This window comes from Streptomyces luteoverticillatus, assembly GCF_003970715.1.
GTDB classification, from domain to species: Bacteria; Actinomycetota; Actinomycetes; order Streptomycetales; family Streptomycetaceae; genus Streptomyces; species Streptomyces abikoensis.
The window spans coordinates 6,575,404-6,594,061 of sequence record NZ_CP034587.1 but is presented as its reverse complement, the minus strand read 5'-3'; the positions used below and the strand labels follow the sequence as shown (position 1 = coordinate 6,594,061).

General features: G+C 69.5%; 15 protein-coding genes and 1 pseudogene. 7 read left to right on the top strand and 9 right to left on the bottom strand.

The window, feature by feature from the left end; genetic code table 11:
• Positions 1 to 60 precede the first annotated feature (60 nt).
• The gene (locus tag EKH77_RS34635) at positions 61 to 615 is read left to right on the top strand and encodes a hypothetical protein (RefSeq protein WP_126917249.1); all 555 of its coding nucleotides are present in this window, start codon (positions 61 to 63) and stop codon (positions 613 to 615) included.
• A 154-nt stretch (positions 616 to 769) separates the two neighbouring features.
• Here EKH77_RS34635 and EKH77_RS29255 read toward each other — a convergent pair whose 3' ends face one another.
• Positions 770 to 2,182 carry a short-chain fatty acyl-CoA regulator family protein gene (locus tag EKH77_RS29255; protein ID WP_126917248.1) on the bottom strand — a complete coding sequence of 471 codons (1,413 nt, stop codon included), beginning with the start codon at positions 2,180 to 2,182 and terminating at the stop codon, positions 770 to 772.
• A gap of 383 nt (positions 2,183 to 2,565) precedes the next feature.
• On the opposite strand from EKH77_RS29255, the gene aceA reads away from it, so the two are divergent.
• From aceA to EKH77_RS29240, 3 genes and pseudogenes are all read left to right on the top strand, one after another.
• Entirely contained in the window at positions 2,566 to 3,849 is a 1,284-nt protein-coding gene (gene aceA / locus EKH77_RS29250) for an isocitrate lyase (RefSeq protein ID WP_126917247.1), read from the top strand.
• A gap of 120 nt (positions 3,850 to 3,969) precedes the next feature.
• Positions 3,970 to 5,562 carry a malate synthase A gene (gene aceB, locus EKH77_RS29245; protein WP_126917246.1) on the top strand — a complete coding sequence of 531 codons (1,593 nt, stop codon included), beginning with the start codon at positions 3,970 to 3,972 and terminating at the stop codon, positions 5,560 to 5,562.
• Positions 5,559 to 5,828, top strand: a pseudogene (locus tag EKH77_RS29240) (3-hydroxyacyl-CoA dehydrogenase NAD-binding domain-containing protein); the annotation flags it as partial. The gene aceB and the pseudogene EKH77_RS29240, both read left to right, overlap by 4 nt.
• A gap of 130 nt (positions 5,829 to 5,958) precedes the next feature.
• On the opposite strand, the gene EKH77_RS29235 reads toward EKH77_RS29240, so the two are convergent.
• The 4 genes from EKH77_RS29235 to EKH77_RS29215 form a co-directional block, all read right to left on the bottom strand.
• Entirely contained in the window at positions 5,959 to 7,695 is a 1,737-nt protein-coding gene (locus EKH77_RS29235; protein WP_126917245.1) for an RICIN domain-containing protein, read from the bottom strand.
• Positions 7,696 to 8,445: 750 nt separating this feature from the next.
• On the bottom strand, positions 8,446 to 10,704 hold the full coding sequence (locus EKH77_RS29225) for an MMPL family transporter (protein ID WP_240667595.1): 2,259 nt from the start codon (positions 10,702 to 10,704) through the stop codon (positions 8,446 to 8,448).
• The gene (locus EKH77_RS34875) at positions 10,662 to 11,297 is read right to left on the bottom strand and encodes a hypothetical protein (protein ID WP_430981015.1); all 636 of its coding nucleotides are present in this window, start codon (positions 11,295 to 11,297) and stop codon (positions 10,662 to 10,664) included. The genes EKH77_RS29225 and EKH77_RS34875 overlap by 43 nt, the downstream gene beginning before the upstream one ends.
• 40 nt (positions 11,298 to 11,337) lie before the next feature.
• Entirely contained in the window at positions 11,338 to 11,763 is a 426-nt protein-coding gene (locus EKH77_RS29215; protein WP_126917244.1) for a winged helix-turn-helix transcriptional regulator, read from the bottom strand.
• Positions 11,764 to 11,855: 92 nt separating this feature from the next.
• Between EKH77_RS29215 and EKH77_RS29210 the strand changes: the two genes are divergently transcribed.
• Positions 11,856 to 12,722 (top strand): SDR family oxidoreductase, encoded by an 867-nt coding sequence (locus EKH77_RS29210; protein ID WP_126917243.1) that lies wholly within the window; start codon positions 11,856 to 11,858, stop codon positions 12,720 to 12,722.
• A 135-nt stretch (positions 12,723 to 12,857) separates the two neighbouring features.
• Here the strand turns inward: EKH77_RS29210 and EKH77_RS34870 are convergent, their stop codons facing one another.
• From EKH77_RS34870 to EKH77_RS29190, 3 genes are all read right to left on the bottom strand, one after another.
• Positions 12,858 to 13,202 carry a helix-turn-helix domain-containing protein gene (locus EKH77_RS34870; protein WP_430981014.1) on the bottom strand — a complete coding sequence of 115 codons (345 nt, stop codon included), beginning with the start codon at positions 13,200 to 13,202 and terminating at the stop codon, positions 12,858 to 12,860.
• A 1,335-nt stretch (positions 13,203 to 14,537) separates the two neighbouring features.
• Positions 14,538 to 15,326: a methyltransferase domain-containing protein gene (locus EKH77_RS29195; RefSeq protein WP_126917241.1), complete on the bottom strand. Its 789-nt coding sequence runs from the start codon at positions 15,324 to 15,326 to the stop codon at positions 14,538 to 14,540.
• Entirely contained in the window at positions 15,323 to 16,414 is a 1,092-nt protein-coding gene (locus tag EKH77_RS29190; protein ID WP_126917240.1) for a hypothetical protein, read from the bottom strand. Before EKH77_RS29190 ends, EKH77_RS29195 begins: the two co-directional genes overlap by 4 nt.
• Positions 16,415 to 16,641: 227 nt before the next feature.
• Between EKH77_RS29190 and EKH77_RS29185 the strand changes: the two genes are divergently transcribed.
• Positions 16,642 to 17,103, top strand: coding sequence for a hypothetical protein (locus tag EKH77_RS29185; protein WP_164737897.1), 462 nt, complete (start codon positions 16,642 to 16,644; stop codon positions 17,101 to 17,103).
• Complete coding sequence (locus tag EKH77_RS34450; protein WP_164737896.1) at positions 17,091 to 17,303, top strand: hypothetical protein; 213 nt, start codon at positions 17,091 to 17,093, stop codon at positions 17,301 to 17,303. The genes EKH77_RS29185 and EKH77_RS34450 overlap by 13 nt, the downstream gene beginning before the upstream one ends.
• Positions 17,304 to 17,635: 332 nt before the next feature.
• Here the strand turns inward: EKH77_RS34450 and EKH77_RS29175 are convergent, their stop codons facing one another.
• Positions 17,636 to 18,313, bottom strand: coding sequence for a GAP family protein (locus EKH77_RS29175; RefSeq protein ID WP_126917237.1), 678 nt, complete (start codon positions 18,311 to 18,313; stop codon positions 17,636 to 17,638).
• Positions 18,314 to 18,658 lie beyond the last annotated feature (345 nt).

Genomic DNA, 18,658 nt, shown 5'->3' with positions numbered 1-18,658 from the left:
GGAAGAGGAACCGGACGGCTGTGAACGGACTTTGCGCGTCCCGACGCGTTGGAGGCACCGATGACAGCACGTCCCCCCGCCGCTTCCTCAGCCTGCCCGGGCCGGCCATGCCACGGTCAACAGGGCCGTGGCCGAACGGAGACGACGCTGCCGGCCTGGCCCGGCCGTGACCGCTTCACGGCACCGCTGCTGCACTCCACCGACTTCCGGAGCCCCACGCCCTACCGGGGACGGAAGGTCCTCGTCGTCGGCTCGGGCAACGCTGGATCACGATTTCGCGGCTGCCGTCCGAGCCGGGCGCATCGTGCTCGTCGCCGCGGTGGACGCACTGGAGGAAGGCCGCGTGCTCCGCGCCATGGCCCGCAGCGTCCGGCGCAACGCGAGGGCCGGGCTGCCTGCCCCCGGAGCCGGCGCTCGGCCGGCCTGAACCGTGCCCGCCCCCGACCGCCGGCTCCCCGAGCGCACCCCTGTCCGGCAGGGCGCCTGCATTCCCTTCGGGGCGGGGGCCCACAAGTGCGTCGCGGAGCAGGGTCACAGCCGAGACCGACGGCCGTCCCGCACGCGTCGCCGCCCTGCTCGAACCACGCCGACTCGTGCTGCGCATCCGCATTGTGACCCGGAACAAGCGACGAACGCCTCAAGAAGTCACCTGACGGCCGGTCAAACCGTTGCTTGACAGCGCCTCGGTGAGTGCTACGCGTAACGTCGGCCGGTGGAGCGCGGCCCTCCAACGGCACGGCGGGTCAGGCAGCGGGGTCGCACGCCCCGGTCACCCGGCGGTCCGGTCGTTCTCGACCGGGTAGGGCACGAAGGTGCTGCTGTTCTGGTCGATGAGCAGCGGACGGCCCAGCGGTGGTGCGGCCCGCTGGGAGCAGTCGAGGCGTTCGCAGACGCGGCAGCCCATGCCGATGGGGGTTGCGGCGGAGGTGTTGGTGAGGTCGAGGCCGTCGGAGTAGACGAGCCTGTGGGCGTGGCGGATCTCACAGCCGAGGCCGACGGCGTAGGTCTTGCCGGGTTCGCCCCAGCCTCCACGGTGCCGGGTGACGGCTCGCGCTGTCCACAAGTACCGCTGCTTGTCGGGCATTTCGGCGATCTGGACGTGAATGCGTCCGGGGGCGGCGAATGCCTCGTAGACGTTCCACAGGGGGCACGTGCCGCCGGCCCGGGAGAAGTGGAAGCCTGTCGCCGACTGGCGTTTGGACAGGTTGCCGGCCCTGTCGACGCGCACGAAGGAGAACGGCACCCCGCGCAGCCTCGGCCGCTGAAGGGTGCTCAGCCGATGGCAGATGGTCTCGTAGCCGAGACCGAAGTGGTCGGTCAGACGCTCGATGTCGTATCGCGCTTCCTCGGCCGTCGCGTGAAAAGCGGCATAGGGCAGGATCAGGGCGGCGGCGAAGTAGTTGGCGATGCCGATACGAGCCAGCGCGTGGGCGGGTGATCCTGATGAGAAGTCCTCGGTGGCCAGCCGGTCGAGGTCCTCCCCGTGTTCCAGCAGGGCCAGTTGGGTCGCCATGCGGAACGCGCGCTGACCGGGCCGCAGCCGCGAGGAGAGGTGGAGGGTACGGCTTCTGTCGTCATAGTGGTGCAGCCGTGTGCCGGGCTCCGCGGCCAGGTGAACGCCGTGCGTCTTCGTGAGTCTCACGGTGAGGGCCCCGATCACCTCCCCCGGCCGGACGCCGATCTCACCGGCCAGACGCTCGGCCGCGAGGTCGGTCTCGTGCAGGTAGTTCTGGCGGCGGTAGAAGAAGTCGCGGATCTCCTCATGAGGCGAGGAAACGGTGCCTCGATCACGGTCCCTGCCGTCCGCCGCACCGGCCAGGCGCTCGGACAACTGCTGGTTGCGGCGGCCGAGGTCGAGCAGGATCTTGGCGACGTCCGGAAGCCGGGCGGCCAGGTCACCGAGGTCGGCGGCGGAGACCCGGGACTCGGCGATCTCCCCGGCGAGCGCCTCACGGAGGTCGGCCAGCAAGCGTGTCGTGTCCCGCTCGGAGAAGAATCCCGGGTCCACGCCGAACGCCTCGGTCAGCCGGAGCAGCACGGGCACGGTGAGCGGGCGGGAATCGTGCTCCATCTGGTTCAGATAGCTGGGGGAGATGGCCAGCACACGGGCGAGGTCCGCCTGGCTCATCCGACGCTCCTCGCGCAGCCGCCGCAGCCGCGCACCCGCGTACGTCTTGCTCACCGAACCGCTCCTCCCCACCAGGATCCGACTCCGGTCAGCGTACGGGAACGATCCGCCTTCAAACCCTTGGCAGGATTGGCAAATCCCGGCAGGAAGATTCACAAAGATTGGCACCCGTCCCAGCTTGATGGCACCCAGTGCCAGTGCCAGAGTCGTAGCGCGGCCCGCCGGACCCGGCAGTCACAGCCCGGAACCGGGGCGCGATTTCCGCCCTGACATCGGAGACCCGGTATCGGCAGCGACCTGCAACCCGCAACATTGCTCAGCTCCACCTCCCGGTGAGCGTGGGCCGCATCCTCCAGCAATACGACACGCAGTGCCACCTCTGTTCATCCTGACAGCGGGATTGGCAACCATCACAGACCGAGGAGACGGTGACAGCCATGGCAGAAGCGAGGGCGCAGACGGCCGAGGAACTGACGCGCCGCTGGGCCACTGACCCCCGGTGGCAGGGCATCGAGCGCACTTACGCCGCTGAGGACGTGGTCCGCCTGTCCGGCAGCGTCCGCGAGGAGTACACCCTCGCACGGCGTGGCGCCGAGCGGCTGTGGCGCCAGTTGCACGAGCAGGACTACATCCATGCGCTCGGCGCTCTGACCGGCGGCCAGGCCGTCCAGCAGGTGAAGGCCGGCCTTCAGGCCATCTACCTGTCCGGCTGGCAGGTCGCCGCCGACGCCAACCAGGCCGGCCACACCTATCCCGACCAGAGCCTCTACCCCGCCAACTCCGTTCCCCAGGTGGTCCGTCGGATCAACAACGCGCTGCTGCGCGCCGATCAGATCGCCACCGCCGAGGGCTCCGGGGACCGTACGGACTGGCTCGCCCCGATCGTCGCGGACGCGGAGGCCGGGTTCGGCGGACCGCTGAACGCCTTCGAGCTGACGAAGGCGATGATCGCCGCCGGTGCCGCGGGCATCCACTACGAGGACCAGCTCGCCTCCGAGAAGAAGTGCGGTCATCTCGGCGGCAAGGTCCTGGTGCCGACCTCGCAGCACATCCGCACCCTGAACGCGGCCCGGCTCGCCGCCGACATCGCCGACGTGCCCACGGTGATCATCGCTCGCACGGACGCGCTCGCGGCCAACCTGCTGACCACCGATGTCGACGAGCGCGACGCCGAGTTCGTCACCGGAGAGCGCACGGCGGAGGGCTTCTACCGGGTCCGCAACGGCATGGCGCCGGTCATCGCCCGCGGTCTGGCCTACGCCCCCTACGCCGACCTCATCTGGGTCGAGACCGGCACGCCCGACCTGGAGCAGGCCCGGGAGTTCGCCGAGGCCGTCCACGCCCGGTACCCGGACCAGATGCTCGCCTACAACTGCTCACCCTCCTTCAACTGGAAGGCCGCGCTGGACGAAGACCAGATCGCCAAGTTCCAGCGTGAACTGGGTGCCATGGGCTACAAGTTCCAGTTCATCACCCTGGCCGGGTTCCACTCCCTCAACCACGGCATGTTCGACCTGGCCCGCGGCTACGCCGAGCACGGCATGACCGCCTACGTCGACCTGCAGGAGAAGGAGTTCGCCGCACAGGCGCAGGGCTTCACCGCCGTCAAGCACCAGCGCGAGGTCGGCACCGGCTACTTCGACCTGGTCTCCACCGCCGTCAACCCCGCCTCCTCCACCACCGCCCTGGCCGGGTCCACGGAGGAAGAACAGTTCCACTAGGCCGCCACCAGGCCGCTACCAGGCCGCCGGCAAGACGCCCCGAGTCCGGCCGGCCCTCGGTCGAGCGGAGGGGGACGAACCGTCTCCGTCCCTCTCCGCTCCCATCCCCAGGAGAGCCCGATGACCATCACCGCACTCACCCGACAGGTCCGTGTCCTCGCCGCACCCGGCCACCGGCACGACGAGATCCTCACCCCCGCCGCCCTGGAGTTCGTCGGCCGGCTCGTCGAGGCGTTCGAGCCGCGTCGACGGGATCTGCTGAAGGAACGCCGCCGGCAGATCCTGCGACTGGCGTCGGGCTCGCCTCTCGACTTCCCCATGGTCACCTCTGCCGTGCGCGACGATCCCACCTGGCGGGCGGCGCCACCTGCCCCCGGCCTGACCGACCGCCGCGTGGAGATCACCGGCCCGCCCGACCGCCGCATGGCCGTCAACGCTCTCAACTCCGGCGCCAAGGTGTGGATGGCGGACTTCGAGGACGCGACCGCACCCCTGTGGGACAACGTCGTCGGCGGACAGCTGAACCTGCTCGACGCCATCGAGCGGCGCATCGACTTCACCACGCAGGAGGGTAAGGAGTACCGGCTCGGTGACCGGCCGGCGACCATCATGGTCCGCCCACGCGGCTGGCACCTGGACGAGGAGCACCTGCGGTACGACGGCCGCCCGGTGCCCGCCGCACTCGTCGACTTCGGCCTCTACTTCTTCCACTGCGCCCAGCGGCAGATCGACGCCGGATACGGCCCGTACTTCTACCTCCCCAAGCTGGAGAACCGCTACGAGGCCCGGCTGTGGAACGACGTCTTCCTGCTCGCCCAGGAACTGCTGGGCATCCCCCGCGGCACGGTCCGTGCCACCGTCCTCATCGAGACGATCACCGCCGCGTTCGAGATGGAGGAGATCCTCTACGAACTGCGGGAGCACAGCGCCGGGCTGAACGCGGGCCGCTGGGACTACCTGTTCAGCCTGATCAAGACCTTCGGTCACCGCACCGACTTCCTCCTTCCCGACCGCGCGAAGGTGACGATGACCGCGCCCTTCATGCGGGCATACACGGAACTCCTCGTCCGCACCTGCCACCGGCGCGGCGCCCACGCCATCGGCGGCATGGCCGCCCAGGTCCCCGGCAAGGACCCCGCCGCGAACGAAGCCGCGTTCGCCAAGGTCCGGCTGGACAAGGAGCGGGAGGCCGAGGACGGTTTCGACGGGTCCTGGGTGGCCCACCCCGCACTCGTCCCCGTCTGCCGCGACGTCTTCGACAACGTCCTCGGCGAACGCCCCCACCAGCTCGACCGCACCCGTGACGATGTCGAGGTCACCCCTGCCGATCTGCTGTCCGTGCGCCGGATCAGCGACAAGCCCACCGCGGAGGGGGTGCGCACCAACATCTCCGTCACGCTGCGGTACTACGCCGCCTGGCTGCGTGGACAGGGCGCGGTCGCGCTCGACGGGCTGATGGAGGACGCGGCCACCGCCGAGATCGCCCGTGTGCAGATCTGGCAGTGGCTACGGCACAGGGTGATCGACCGGGAGACAGTGACGGGACTGCTCGACGACGAACTCGTCGCGCTCGGCGCCGAGCACCCGTGGGCACCCGTCGACGACATCCGCGACCTCTTCGAACGGACGGCGATGACAGGCGAGTTGCCGCTGTTCTTCACCCCGGACGCCTACACCCGCCACCTCGTGCGCCGCCCGGAGGCGCAGGCGTGAGCGCGGGCATCGCACGCGTCGGCGTGGTCGGCGGCGGCCAGATGGGGGCGGGGATCGCCGAGGTGTGCGCTCGGGCCGGGCTGGACACGGTGGTGTGCGAGGTGGACGCCGTCGCCGCCCGTGTCGCCCGGGACCGCGTCGCCGCCTCTTTGGACCGCGCCGTACGACGGGGCAGGCTGAGCCACGAGGCTGCCGACGACGCTCTCGCCCGGCTCGTCTTCACCGGCAGTCTGGGCGATCTCGCCGACCGGCAGCTCGTCGTCGAGTTCGGCCACCCGCGCGGTTGAGGGACTTCGACGAGCCGAACCGTGTCGACGGGTCCGTTCGGCACGCGGTACGGCGCGCTACTCAGGCGTCTACGCCTCCGCAACGACGTGCGGCACCGGATCGTGTGGATCAGCCCGGGTCGGTACCGCAGACGTAGTACGCCTTGCCCAGCCCCGTGACCGTGCCGGTCAGCAGACCGACGGCGGCTCCCGCCGCCGCACCTTCGGGGCCCGCGGCAGCGCCGACGGAAGCGCCGGTCCCCATAGCGCCCAGCAGTGCGGACTTAATCGCTCCTTCCCCCATGCTCTTGCCAAGGATTTTCGCCATGCATTTGTTCCACTCGTCGGAGTTCTTGGGGTGCTCCTTTTCGGGGATCGGCCATATCGCGGGGCGCACCGTGCCCATCGGCGTGAACGAGGTGTGCCGGACCGAGGTGGCGGCGTGCGTGAACCCGGCGTTCTCGATGCCGGTGGACGCTCCCTTGAGCGAAGCGGCCTTGGCGGCCGGGGCCGCAGCGGTCTTGGCGGTGGTGTAGCTGACGGCGGGCATGGTCATGGAGCCGTCGATGGTGTCACCGGGCGCGTTCTCGATGGTCTGCGTGACGACGTTGCCGGACACGGTCAGACCGACCGAGTGGGTGGTCCCTTTGGTGTCCACGACGGCGCTCGGCTTGATGGTGCCGATCGTCTTGCCCGTGACGGTGTCGGTGAGCTTCAGCTTGTTGGGGCCGTCCTGCGACGCGATGGTGCCGTCGGGGAGATCCGGGGTGAACGAGGCCTTCGTGGCCATGGTCAGCGCCGGTGCGTCAGCGCTCGTCACGTTCGCGGTGCCGGGCTGGTTCGGGCTGGTGTGGGCGACGTACATCGTGGAGCCGGCCGCCGAATTGATGACGGGGACGGTCACGGTGGCGTCCGTCGTCCACGGCTGGTTGTCGGTGTCGAACGTCCACGTACCGGTGACCTTCTTGCCGATGGCCGCGAAGTCGACCCATCCGTAGTTCTTGCTGGGGACGGTCACGGCGATGCCGTTGATGGTCGACTCGTCGGACTGGTAGGTGGTGGTCGACTGGAGCTGGGTGGAGACCATGGCCTGGACCGGGACGGACACACCGGCCGAGGACGAAAGGCCCACACCGAACGATTGCGACCAGCCGGAGTGATAGATCGTGGTGAAGACCTGCGTCACCTTGTCGCCGGTGTCGTTGTACCAGACCGACGAGGCGGGCTGACGGGGCAGCGCCTCGGGCTGTCCCTCGGACTTCTGCGTCCACGAACAGGTGGAGGTCTTCTTGGAGCACAGGTCGGCGTAGTAGTCCAGCGCCAGGCTCCTGGCTTCGGCCGCCTTCGACGCGGGAACCGTCCACTCCTGGGTCGCGCTGCCGTTGCAGGCGTTGGGCTGGGCGAGGATCCCCCACAGGTGCAGGCCGCCCCGGTTGTCCATGCACCACTCGGTACCACTGCGGTCGTCACGGCGGACGATCCCGAAGGTGTTGGGCTTGCCGTCCACGGGACGGAAGTGCCACTGCTCGCCGTCCTGACCGCATGACTTCTGTGTGGCCGGCTGGGTGGCGTAGACGCATTTCCCGGACGACGTATTGGCGATGTTGAACTGGCCGGGGTCGCCCAGCTTGATGAGGCGGAAGTTCTGGTAGTTGGTGCCGTCCGGCGTGACGGAGATCTGGTTTCCGTCGTTGTTGCCCGTCGCGTTGAGGGTGCCGTTACCGTTGGTGAACGTGTAGGCGTCCGCCGGGGTCGCGGCTGCGGCTGCGGCCGGGGTCGCGGTCAGGGCGAGAGCCGGGCCCAGCAGAGCGGTGACGGTGAACGGGACGACCAACAGTCGCCCGACGCGTCTGAGAGAGGGTCTCATCTCAGTCTTCCTGTGAGGTGTCTATGTCGTGCTTACGTACTAGTCACCCCAGGCCAGGCGGAATATGACCTTCCATCACGTGATCCCCATCTCGTATGTATTCAAGACACATCTATGACTGGTTCTCTTCTCCAGGCACCGAGGGATCGGGGATCCACGTCGAGCGCTAACGCCACCAAAGCCCCAGCAACGCTGGTCTGGTGACACCCTCCCGGGACTTGTGCCACATCAGCTCTGCTCGTGATCGCCACACAAGCACGCTGCTCACCACACGTGGAATCCAGCGTTCCCCCAGGAACCACTGCTCATGAAGTCGCGTTCCCTACAGACCTCGCCGTGGCGTAGAGCCCGGCATTCACTCCGCACCGTCAGAAGCTCATGACTTCCACGAACTCCCCCGCGCAGATCACCCGCTCCTTCAGCCGGAGCGCCGGCATCATCGCCGGAAATCCCCGCAGCAGCGCTATGAGCGGGGTCCTGGCTGTAGCTGTCCGACCAGGTGGAAGATCTCCCGGGCCGCATAGCGTTTGAGGCAACGGACGATTCGCGACGGGGCTTGCCCTCCCTAATCCGGCGCTCGTCATACTCCTCAGTGCGCGGGTCGCCCCGCTGACGGGTGGAACACGATGCGATGGAGCGCGGCATTCACCTGACGGTCGCCGCCACGGTGGAGACGACGAAACTGTCAGCGTCCCGAGGAACGCTCGGCAGGACCGACCCCGGCGGAGGCGTAGTCCTGCCGTGCCTCCATCACGCCGAGGACCCGCTGCCCGGCCCGTCGTGGCCTTCGGCGTCGAGGCGGGGCAGGAGCCGGTCGAGCCGGCGTGGCGTCCACCAGTTGTTCTTGCCGAGCAGTGTCATGGTCGCGGGGACGAGGACGAGGCGGATGACGGTCGCGTCGATGAGGACGCTGACGGCCAGGCCGAGGCCGAGCATCTTGACGACGATGTTCTCGCTGATGATGAACGCGGCGAAGACGCTGGTCATGATGAGCGCCGCGCAGGTGATGACGCGTGCGGTGATCTCCAGGGCGTGGGCGACGCTGTGGTGGGGGTCTCCGGTGCGCAGCCAGGCTTCGTGGGCGCGGGAGAGCAGGAAGATCTCGTAGTCCATGCTGAGGCCGAAGACGATGGCGAACATCATCATCGGTACGTAACTCTCGATCGGCACCGTGCCGTTGACGCCGAGGGTGGGTCCGCCCCAGCCCCATTGGAAGACGGCGACGACGACGCCGTAGGACGCGGCGATGGAGGCGAGGATGAGGAGGGCCGCCTTGAGGGCCACGGGCAGTCCGTGGAAGACGGTGAGGATGATGAGGAAGGCCAGGCCGACGACGATGGCGATGATGAGCGGGAGGCGGCTGGTGAGCAGGTCGGCGAAGTCGACCTGGACGGCGGTGGTGCCGGTGACGTAGCCGTGGGCGGCGGTTCCGGCGACGGCTTTGGGCAGGACCGAATCCTTGAGATGGTCGATCAGGTCGGTGGTGCTCGCGGCCTGGGGCGAGGCCGTGGGGATGACGGTGGCGGTGAGGACATCGCCGTCGGTGGTGGTCTGCAGGGGGCTGACGCTCGCCGCCCCGGGCAGGTTGGTGAGGGCCACGGTGACCTGGTGGACGAGGGTGTTCCAGTCGGTGGGCGGTACACGGGTGCCGTTGACGACGACCGTGAGCGGGCCGTTGGAGCCGGGGCCGAACGCGGTGGACATCAGGTCGTAGGCGCGGCGGTCGGTGAAGCTCGTGGGGTCGGCGCCGTCGCCGATGCGTCCGAGCCGGATGGAGAACAGCGGGATGGCGAGGATGCCGACGATGACGAGGCCGCCGGCCAGGAACCGCCAGGGATGCCGTTCGACGCGCTGGGAGTACCGGTGCCAGCCCGCCTTGTTCTCCGTGGTGTCGGGGGCTTTCTCGGCGACGGGGGTGCGGACGTGGTAGCGGTCGATGCGTCGCCCTGCCAGGCCGAGGAGGGCAGGGGCCAGGGTGAGGGCGCTCAGGACGGCGGTGACGACGGTGAGGGCGGCGGCGGTGCCGAGTTTGCCGACGAAGGAGATGCCGGAGGCCCAGAGCCCGGCGAGGGCGATGATGACGGTGCAGCCGGAGACGAGGACGGCCCGGCCGCTGGTGGCCACTGCCCGTCCCGCGCTGACGGCGACGTCCATGCCGTCCATCACGTTCTGCCGGTGGCAGGTGAGGAGGAAGAGGCAGTAGTCGATGCCGACCCCGAGGCCGATCATGGTGGCCAGGGTCGGCGAGACGGTGGAGAAGGTGAACGCGGTCGCCAGCAGTCCCAGCCAGGCCAGGCCCGTGACGACGCCGACGAGCGCGGCGAGCAGGGGCAGTGCGGCCGCCAGGATGCTGCCGAACCCGGCCAGCAGGACCACCGCGGCGGCGAAGCCGATGCCTTCGCTGAGCGTGTCGTTGGGCTGCGGCCGGGCGAGTTCGCCCAGCGGTCCGCCGTACTCGACCTCCACGCCGGCCGCGCGCAGCGGTGCCACCGCCTGGTTCACCCCGTTCAGGTAGTCGTTGTCCAGGGTGGTCGGCGGGATGTCGAACCGCACCGTGATGTAGGCGGTCCGCCCGTCGGCCGACAGCGGACCCGCCGTCGTGGGCGATACGAGCAGGGGGTTGGTCGCGGCCAGCACGTGCGGCAGCCCCTGCAGGGCCGAGACCGTGCCGCCGATCTGCGAGGAGAAGGCCGTCAGGGGCTGGGCCGCGTCATGCAGGACCACGGGCGTGGCATAGCCGCCGGCCGCCGGGTTGTGCGCCTTGAGCACGTCCAGGCCCGTCAGCGACTGCGTACCGGGGAGGGTGAAGTTGTCGGAGAACGATCCCCCGACCGCCTTGTTCAGCCCCTGCAGCGCGGCCAGCGCGGCCAGCGCGGCCAGCGCGGCCAGCGCGGCCAGCGCGGCCAGCGCGGCCAGCCACACCATAAAGACGATCAAGAAGTGCCGGGCGCACCACTCCCCCAGCCTCAGCAGCGGCCCACGGGCCTGCGGCTCACCCCGTCCGGACACACGCCCTCCGGTGATCGTCGCCGCCCCCGAGCACAGTCAAAACCAGGTGCGTCGGGAGCGCATGCCGGCACCTGGTGAACGGGTGAGACGGGCCGCCGGACCGGTCCGGGACACTGTTCGCCATCACCCGACGGATCACTGCGCTCTGTGGGACGCCGCCCGGATGCCACCCTGAGAGGGAACCCGCGCATCGTCGGCCTGCGCTCGGCGCCGACGCGCTGGTGTGGAGGCTTCTTGACCGACCGGTACCGGCGATGGCGCTCCCGCTGGGAGGCGTCGGGGGCGAGCCGCGTGGTCGTACAGGACGTGAGATCGAGTTGCAGCAGCGGTCCCTCGGATTCGCCGCCCTGGGGTTCATGCTTCCGGAGCAACTCGCCCTGGGATTCGATGTGGCGCGTACCGTCCGGGAGTTCGGGCGGCAGGGTGAGGAATCGGCGTTCGATCGCGCTGTTGAGAAAGACCGACCGGATCCGCGGATCCTCGATGGAGAAGATGTCCAGCAACTCCTGCTGCGGATAGGAGAATGCCGGCACGGCCGTGCCGAGGCCCACGATCCGCGCCGTGGTGCGGGCCGGCGATAATGTCTGTGTCATCTGTCCACCCCAGGTGATGAGTCGCCCAGGTCATCGGTGGTTAGGGGTTCACCGACCCGGCGGCTCCGTCGTACCGGGCCCGCGCCGCGTCGATTTCCCTGTCATGTGCGGCCGCCCATTCGGCGACCGCCGAAATCGGGACGAGAAAAGTGTGTCCGAGATCCGTCAGCGCGTACTCCACGCCCGGCGGAACGCTGGGATGGACGGTCCGCGACACGAAGCCGTCGCGCTCCAGCGAGCGCAGGGTCAAGGTGAGCATCCGCTGGCTGATGCCCTCGATGGCGCGATGCAGTTCGTTGAAGCGGTAGCTGCGCCTGCCGAGCAGCATCACGACGAGCACGCTCCATCTGTCGCCCACCCGGCGCAGGACGTCCGTGGCCGGACACGCCCGGTGGTCGTCGACGCCGATGGGCAGGGGGATGTCCGCACGGATCACCACGGGCACCTCGGTGTTACCTACTGACATGAATGTGCCTCCTTTCGGGCCGGGGAAAGGCCGCTGACAATCGGGGAGTCGGCCGCTGGCCGACCGCATTCGTACTGACTCGAGGAGTTCGCATGTTCGTGGTGACCGGGGCCTCCGGCAAGCTGGGGCGGCTCGCCGTCCAGCACCTCATCGAGCGCGTCGACGCGTCGCGGGTCGTGGCGCTCACGCGCACCCCGGAGAAGATCGCCGATCTCGGGGTGCGGGTGCGGGCCGCCGACTTCGGCGACCCCGATTCGCTGGTCTCCGCGTTCGACGGCGCCGAGCGGGTGCTGATCGTCAGCACGGACGCCATGGGACAGCGGGTCCAGCAGCACACCAACGCCATCAACGCTGCCGCCAAGGCGGGGGTCGGTCATGTGCTGTACACCTCGCTGACTCGGGCGGGTGAACCGGGCAACCCCCTCGTGCTCGTGCCCGAACACCGGGAGACCGAACGCGTCCTGGCCCAGTCGGGTCTGGAGTTCACCGTCCTCCGCAACAATATCTACCCCGACATGCTGCTGATGCTGGCACCGCTCAACGAAGCGGTCCGCACCGGTGTGCTGGAAGGCGCCAACGGAGAGGGCCACGTCTCCTACATCACCCGCTCCGACTGCGCGGTCGCGGCCGCGGCCGTCCTCGCGGAGGGCGGGCACACGGGTCAGTTCCTCGAGATCACCGGCCCGGAGGCGGTGGACTACGCGGGCATCGCGGCCGCGCTGGGCGAGGCCACCGGCCGCGCGGTGCGCTTCGAGAAGCAGACCGAGGAGGAGGCCGCCGCCGCGTTCGCCGCGCGCGGCGTCGAGCCCGCGATGATCGCCGCCGCCACCCAGTTCTGGGGCAGCGTGAGCGAGGGCTGGCTGGACGTCACCACCCACGCGGTCGAGCGCCTCACCGGCCGGCGGCCCGCCTCCCTGGCGGAGTTCTTCGCCACCCGGCGCGAGGCTCTGCTCGGCTAGCCGGCACCGTCTCCCGCCCCCGAGGGCCGCGACCTGTTCCCGCATGTCGCGGCCCTCGGCCTGCCATCCGCTAGAGCCGGGCCGGACGGGCCGGGGGCGCGGGGCGCCCGGGGGCCCGGGGCGCGTAGGGGCCGGTTAGGGTCCCCCCCCGGGCGCCGGCGTGACTAGCGGCGGTAGACCGCCAGGACGTCTTCCTTCGCCGCGGCGAAGGCCGCGTTCGCGGCGGGCGGGATGGTCCAGCCCTTCCTCAGGTGAGGACGCAGTTCCGTTTTTTAAAACCCGGCCGATCGTGGAGTGGTCCAGGTCCGGGATGTCCTCGATCAGCGCCACGTGCCTCTCCAGCAGGCGCAGCGACCACCGGGCGTGGCCCTTGGGCGGCGTCGAGCAGGCCAGCGCGATCAGCCTCGCCTCGACCTCACCGGTCACCGGGGAAGGCACCGGAGGGCAGGCGCGTTCCTTCCGGCCGACCGTGGCCCACATGCCCACACATCGCCACCGGTCTCCGCGTACCGCTTCGAGACCAGCCGGACCGACTCACACGAGACCCCGACCCGCTCCGCGATCACCGCCCGCGAATCGACCTCGCCCACCGGCATATCCAGCGCGAGCAACACCCGCGCCCGCCTGATCATCGACGCACTACGAACTCCCGTCGTGGTCACCCGCACCAACGCCTGACGATCCTCAGCACTCAAGGCAACCGGATACTTCTTCTGCGACGACATGGCACCCCCGCCCGGCCGAAGTGAAGCGACGAGGCGGGGACTGCCGCGGCCGTCAACTCAACTAACCAGGAACATACACGGCACCCCCTGCGCCGTCCACGTCGGCCCCGACGGCGCCGGCCACTTCGTCAAGATGGTGCACAACAGCGAGGAATCCAGCGTTTTCGCAGGTCAGCGACACCATGACAGGGTCCGGGTCAGCAATTCGTCAGCATCGCACCGGACGGTCAGCTACCGCCCTCATCTGCACGACCGACTGGCCGCCTGAACGCGATCGCTTCTCAGCACCAACCACAGACGCCTCTCGCCAGCCAGCCAAGGAACACGCTGTCACAGACAGTGACCCGCACACAGCCGCGGAGGGCCTGCCCGATTCTGGCAGCATCCGCAGATCTCTGATCACACATTCGCGTATGAGCCCAAGAGACTTGCCAAGTACGTGCGAGCCCTCTGGGACTCTGGCGCTCCCCAGGTATCGAACACCGGGGAGTCCTCCATTGCCCGCGCCCGATCAGAGCATTCCCCGCGCTTCTCCCCCACCCCGCTCGAAGTGGAAGTTCATCGGGATCGGCTGTGGAGGACCCGCCCTTGTCCCCGTCGCGTTAGCGAGCCTCGGTGTCCTCGTCGGACCGCCAAAAAAGAACACCCATACGGCAAGCAGCGCTACCCGTGCCGTCTCCCAGAGCTCCTCGATTCGCGTGGCGAAGTCAGCCCAGCAGCACGCATCGCTCGACTCGTGCCCCCTTCGGTCCCACCACGCCTGCCCTCCAGGGGCATCCCGCCACTGCGCTCCCCCCAGGCCGGAGCTGGACCTGGTGTCAAGTGGCGGCCTGGAAGGTCACATCACCCGGGCTTTCCCCCCCCAGACTGCCGCGCAAGACCGGCGCCCATTGCGACTATGTGCCGCCTACCTGGTCCGCCCAATACGTGATGCCGACCCACGAGGAGCATGGCACGCATATGTCAGCACCGCGTTCTCGACCTTCTTGTAGCCACCGATCGAGACTCCCCCGGAGCGTCTCCGGCCGCGGCGGCCAAGGTGCGGATCCACAGTCCGGGGTCCGGTAGCAGGTGTGCCCGGAATCAGGGCTCAGACGCGGCGGCCGGTGACTGTGAAGGCCACCGAGTAGGTCAGCGTCTCCTCGCTGTCCAGGTGCGCCAGGAACGCGGCGACTGCCTCCTCCCCGGCCTCGGGCGAGCCGAGGGCGCGGGCGATGAGGGGGCGGGCGATGTCGAGCTTGAGCTCCCACTGGGCGCGCTGGACCGGGTCGATCCGTCCGGCGATCAGGTGGTACGGATCGACCCGGACGTCCAGGTCCGTCAGCCCGGCGCGGCGGGCGAGCCCGTACAGACGGCGCCCGGTGTGCGGGTCGAACCCGGCTGCCGCGAGCGCGGCCGTCACCGGGTCGAGCAGGGCGCGCAGTTCGGGGCCCAGGGGGTCGTGCCAGACGAGCTGGCCGTCGAGGTCGAAGAGTACGACCGTGCCACCGGGCCGGGTGACCCGGGCCATCTCGCTTACGGCGACGTCCCGTTCGGCGACGTACTGGAGCATCAGACGCGAGTAGACGACATCGAAGGAGCCGTCGTCGAATGGCAGCGCACGGGCGTCGCCGGAGCGCCGCGACAGGCCCGCCGCCCCCGGGCGGCCCGCCGCCAGCCGTTCGGGGTTGCCGTCGAAGGCGACGACCTCCGCCACCGGCCGGGCCCGGAGCACGGCCTCGGCGATGTGCCCGGGGCCCGCGCCCACGTCCAGCACGCGGGCCCCGGGGGCGGCCGGCAGCACCGGCTCCAGGTAGGTGCGTACCCACTCGTCGGCGTCGACCTTGGCCACCAGCCGGCCGGCCTCGCGGCGGTCCTCCATCAGGTACGGGACGGTCATGGGTTGCTCCTCGGGTGGGCGCCCCGGCCGTTCAGCCGTCGGGCGTACAGCTCGTCGATGTGCCGGTAGAAATCCGGGTACGCCTCCGCGAGCCACAGCGCGCGCGTGTACGGGCGTACGGGCTCGGCCCCGGCCAGGATCAGGTGGCCGACCGGGGTGGCGGTGGTGAGGGGGACGGCGGCGGGCTCGAAGTCCGCGTAGGCGTCGCGGGCGGCCGCCAGCAGGGTGTCCGTCGCCCGCCGGGCCTCGGCCGCGTCGAGATCCGGCGCGATCAGCAGGTCGCAACGATTCTCCAGGAAGGAGAAGTTGAAGCCCAACGGCCCCCGGTAGGCGAGCGCGGCGGCCCGCACCGTACCGGAGGTGTCGTACAGCGCCCAGACGCGGCGGTGGCGGCGCAGCCCGACGAGGCGGTAGAGCCGGTCGACGTCGGTGAGGCGCAGGTCGTCGCGGTCCAGGCCCTCAGCCCGTACATACACCTCGCCCCGGCAGTAGCGGGCCAGCTCCGCCAGCTCGGGGCAGGCGCCACCGTCCAGCTCGACGACGGTCCCGGCCGCTCCGGCCGCACCGAGCGCGTGGGCAAGCGCCAGCGGGACCATCACGTAGTCGCCGGGTGCCACGAGGGAGTGCTCGGGGCCGAGACTGTGCGCGATGGTGCCGAACGCGAGGGCGGCGAAGCGGTTGGACGGGCTGAACCAGTTCTGCGCGGCACCATGCTGCCGCTCGGCCATCCCGGCCGCCTGCGCGGCCAGCATCACCGCCCGCCCGCCGGCGAGGGTGCCCGAACTGACCAGGTGCTGGATCTGCCAGCCCGTGTGCGTGGAACGCCAAGAGGTGAGCGAGGCCCAGCCGCCGTCAGGCTCGTCGTAGCTCGCGACCCAGTGGAGCAGTTCCCCGGCTCGGCGGGCGCGCTTCCAGTTCTCCAGGATGAGTGGCCAGTAGGGGGCGAGTCTGGCCCGTTTGGCCGGGTAGAGGAAGCGGGAGCGCTCGTACCGGTCGAAGAGCTCGGCGGGCGGTATCGCATTCACCTCGCATCCGAAGTCGGACCACGTACCGGGGGCGGTCCGGTTCGCGACTGCGGCGACGGCCATGGGGCATGCGTGTCCTTTCGAGGAGTCTCCAAAGACGGGCGAAGACTCCAACGGTCGACACCCGCAAAGGTGACGGCCATTCGGGCGATGTTCTCCGGACGCGCAGACATCCGACATCATGTGGAGGTAGTCGGTATGGCTGCAGAGCGCACGGGTGTCATTGGCCTGATCAGGCTGAACACCCCTCCGCGAACTTGCGCGGGGCAGTACTGGCGTCGGCCCTGGGGATGCACAAGCCGACGTTCAAAAGGCTCGTCCGGCAGGCGGGCATCGACACACCCCATTGGACGGTGCTGCGGCCGGGCGACGCTGTCGACGCAGCCCTGGCCTCGGCCGGGCTGACCTACCCGGTGTTCGTCAAGCCGGCCTCCGGCGGTGCCGGCCTGGCATCGGGCATCGCCCGCGACGAGCAGCAGGTGCGTGATATCCCCACCGCCGCAGGCGAGTTACCGTACACGGAGTTCGTGATCGAGGAGTACGTGCCCGGCGGCCGCGACTGCACCGTGGGCCTGGTCGAGTTCGACGGGCGCTTTCGCACGCTGCCGGTGTTGGACGTGACCACCAGCCGCGAGTTCTACGAAAACCAGGCCAAACGGGACGCTTCGTTGCGCACCGAGCATTGCCCGTCGGTCCTTCCGAAGGACCTGACCGCCGGCATGGGCAACTGGCCCGGCACGTGTTCCGGCTGATCGGGGCGCACGGCGTACTACGGGGGGATTTCCTGGCCATCCCGAGTGGGTGGGTGACGCTGCTGGAGGCCAATACGCTGCCGGGCCTGTCGCCCCGGGGCAACCTCGCGACCATGGCCCGCGCAGACGGCATCGGCTACCCCGCCCTGATCCGCCAGCTGATGCTCAGCGCGTTCACCAAGCCCGCTTACCTGCCGTAGTCCTGGTGGTGCGGGGCCCCTCACGACGGCTCCGTGATGGCTACCACCGCCCCGCCATCGGTTCCGCTTCCCACCCGACCGTCTCGCGGACCTTGTCGGTGTACAGGTTCATCCGCAGAGCCTCGTACAGCCCGTACCGCACAGGCTGCGGTGTTCGTACCAGGAGAAGGCGGCGGCCAGTCCAAGGAAGGCCCAGTAGTTGCCTGGATTCCGCTCGTAGCGGTTGGTTGAAGCGGCGGTAGCCGGTCTGTCGGGGCATCTCGCATTGAATGGCCCGCCTCCGAAGTCGCATGTCTGTGATCAGACCGCACCGGCACGCGTTGGTATGCCTGTCAGGAGGTGAGGGCGGAGATACCGTCCCCCAGCAGCTTCAGCCCGAGGACGAAGAACAGGACCGCCATCACGGCGACGTTGTGCTGCGCTGCCCAGTCTTTCCAGTTGCCGAGCGTGGTCCTGGCTCGCTCTCCTCCGAGCAGGAAGACCCCCAGTGGGGCCAGCAGGCCGAGGGTGGCGACCAGGACGAAGATCGCCAGAGATGCGATCTGCTGTCCCACCGGAAGGCCGGCCGAGCCGATCGCGGTGCCTGCGGCGATGGTCAGCGGGGCGTTCTTGGCGTTGAGCGCGGCCAGGGCCAGTCCGAGCGCGAAGACCTTGACCGGCGTGAGGCGGTCGATCGCGCTCATCCACTTCGGCAGCTTGGCTTGTGAGGGATCCCTTGGGCGCCGGTGCCATTGCCGGGTGCCGAAGAGGACGAGGAACAGGCCCAGGGCGAGCTTGAGGGCTCCCACCCAGGTGGCCGGGTGGTTGCGGGTGGAGGCACCAGCCGGGGAAGCGATCGCCAGCATCACCGCGCCCAGCACCGAGAGTCCCAGGATCCAGCCGACGGTGAAGAGGACCCCGTTGAGACGCCCTCGGGGCGTGGCGAGTATGAGGATGACGGCGATGATGGGGAGCGGACTGACCGCGACGGCGGCGGCGAAACCCAGTACGTCACCGAGAACTGCGCCCATGGTTACCTCCGCATGAGGTCAGGGTGGCGATCCGGCCGAGGAGGGCAAGGCGCGAGAGGGTGCCCGATCGCCTCGGCGCGCAACGGGTCGGTGTGCGATCGGACGATCCACTGTCTCCACGGCGTCTCCCCGGCTGTGCGCAAGCGGCTGCCCGGGAATGGTGACGACGACATACTCGGTACGTCCCACTCGTTCCATTTTCCTGCCCTTGGCCGGATCTGTCCTCGGGAGTCTCTCGGGACGGGGGATCGGGCCGGCCCTCGCAGTGTCGGAGTTCCCCGGGGATCCGCCTGAGGTGACCGCGACGGCCGGGGCCCGGGATGCGCGGCGGTGCGTCCGTGGTGA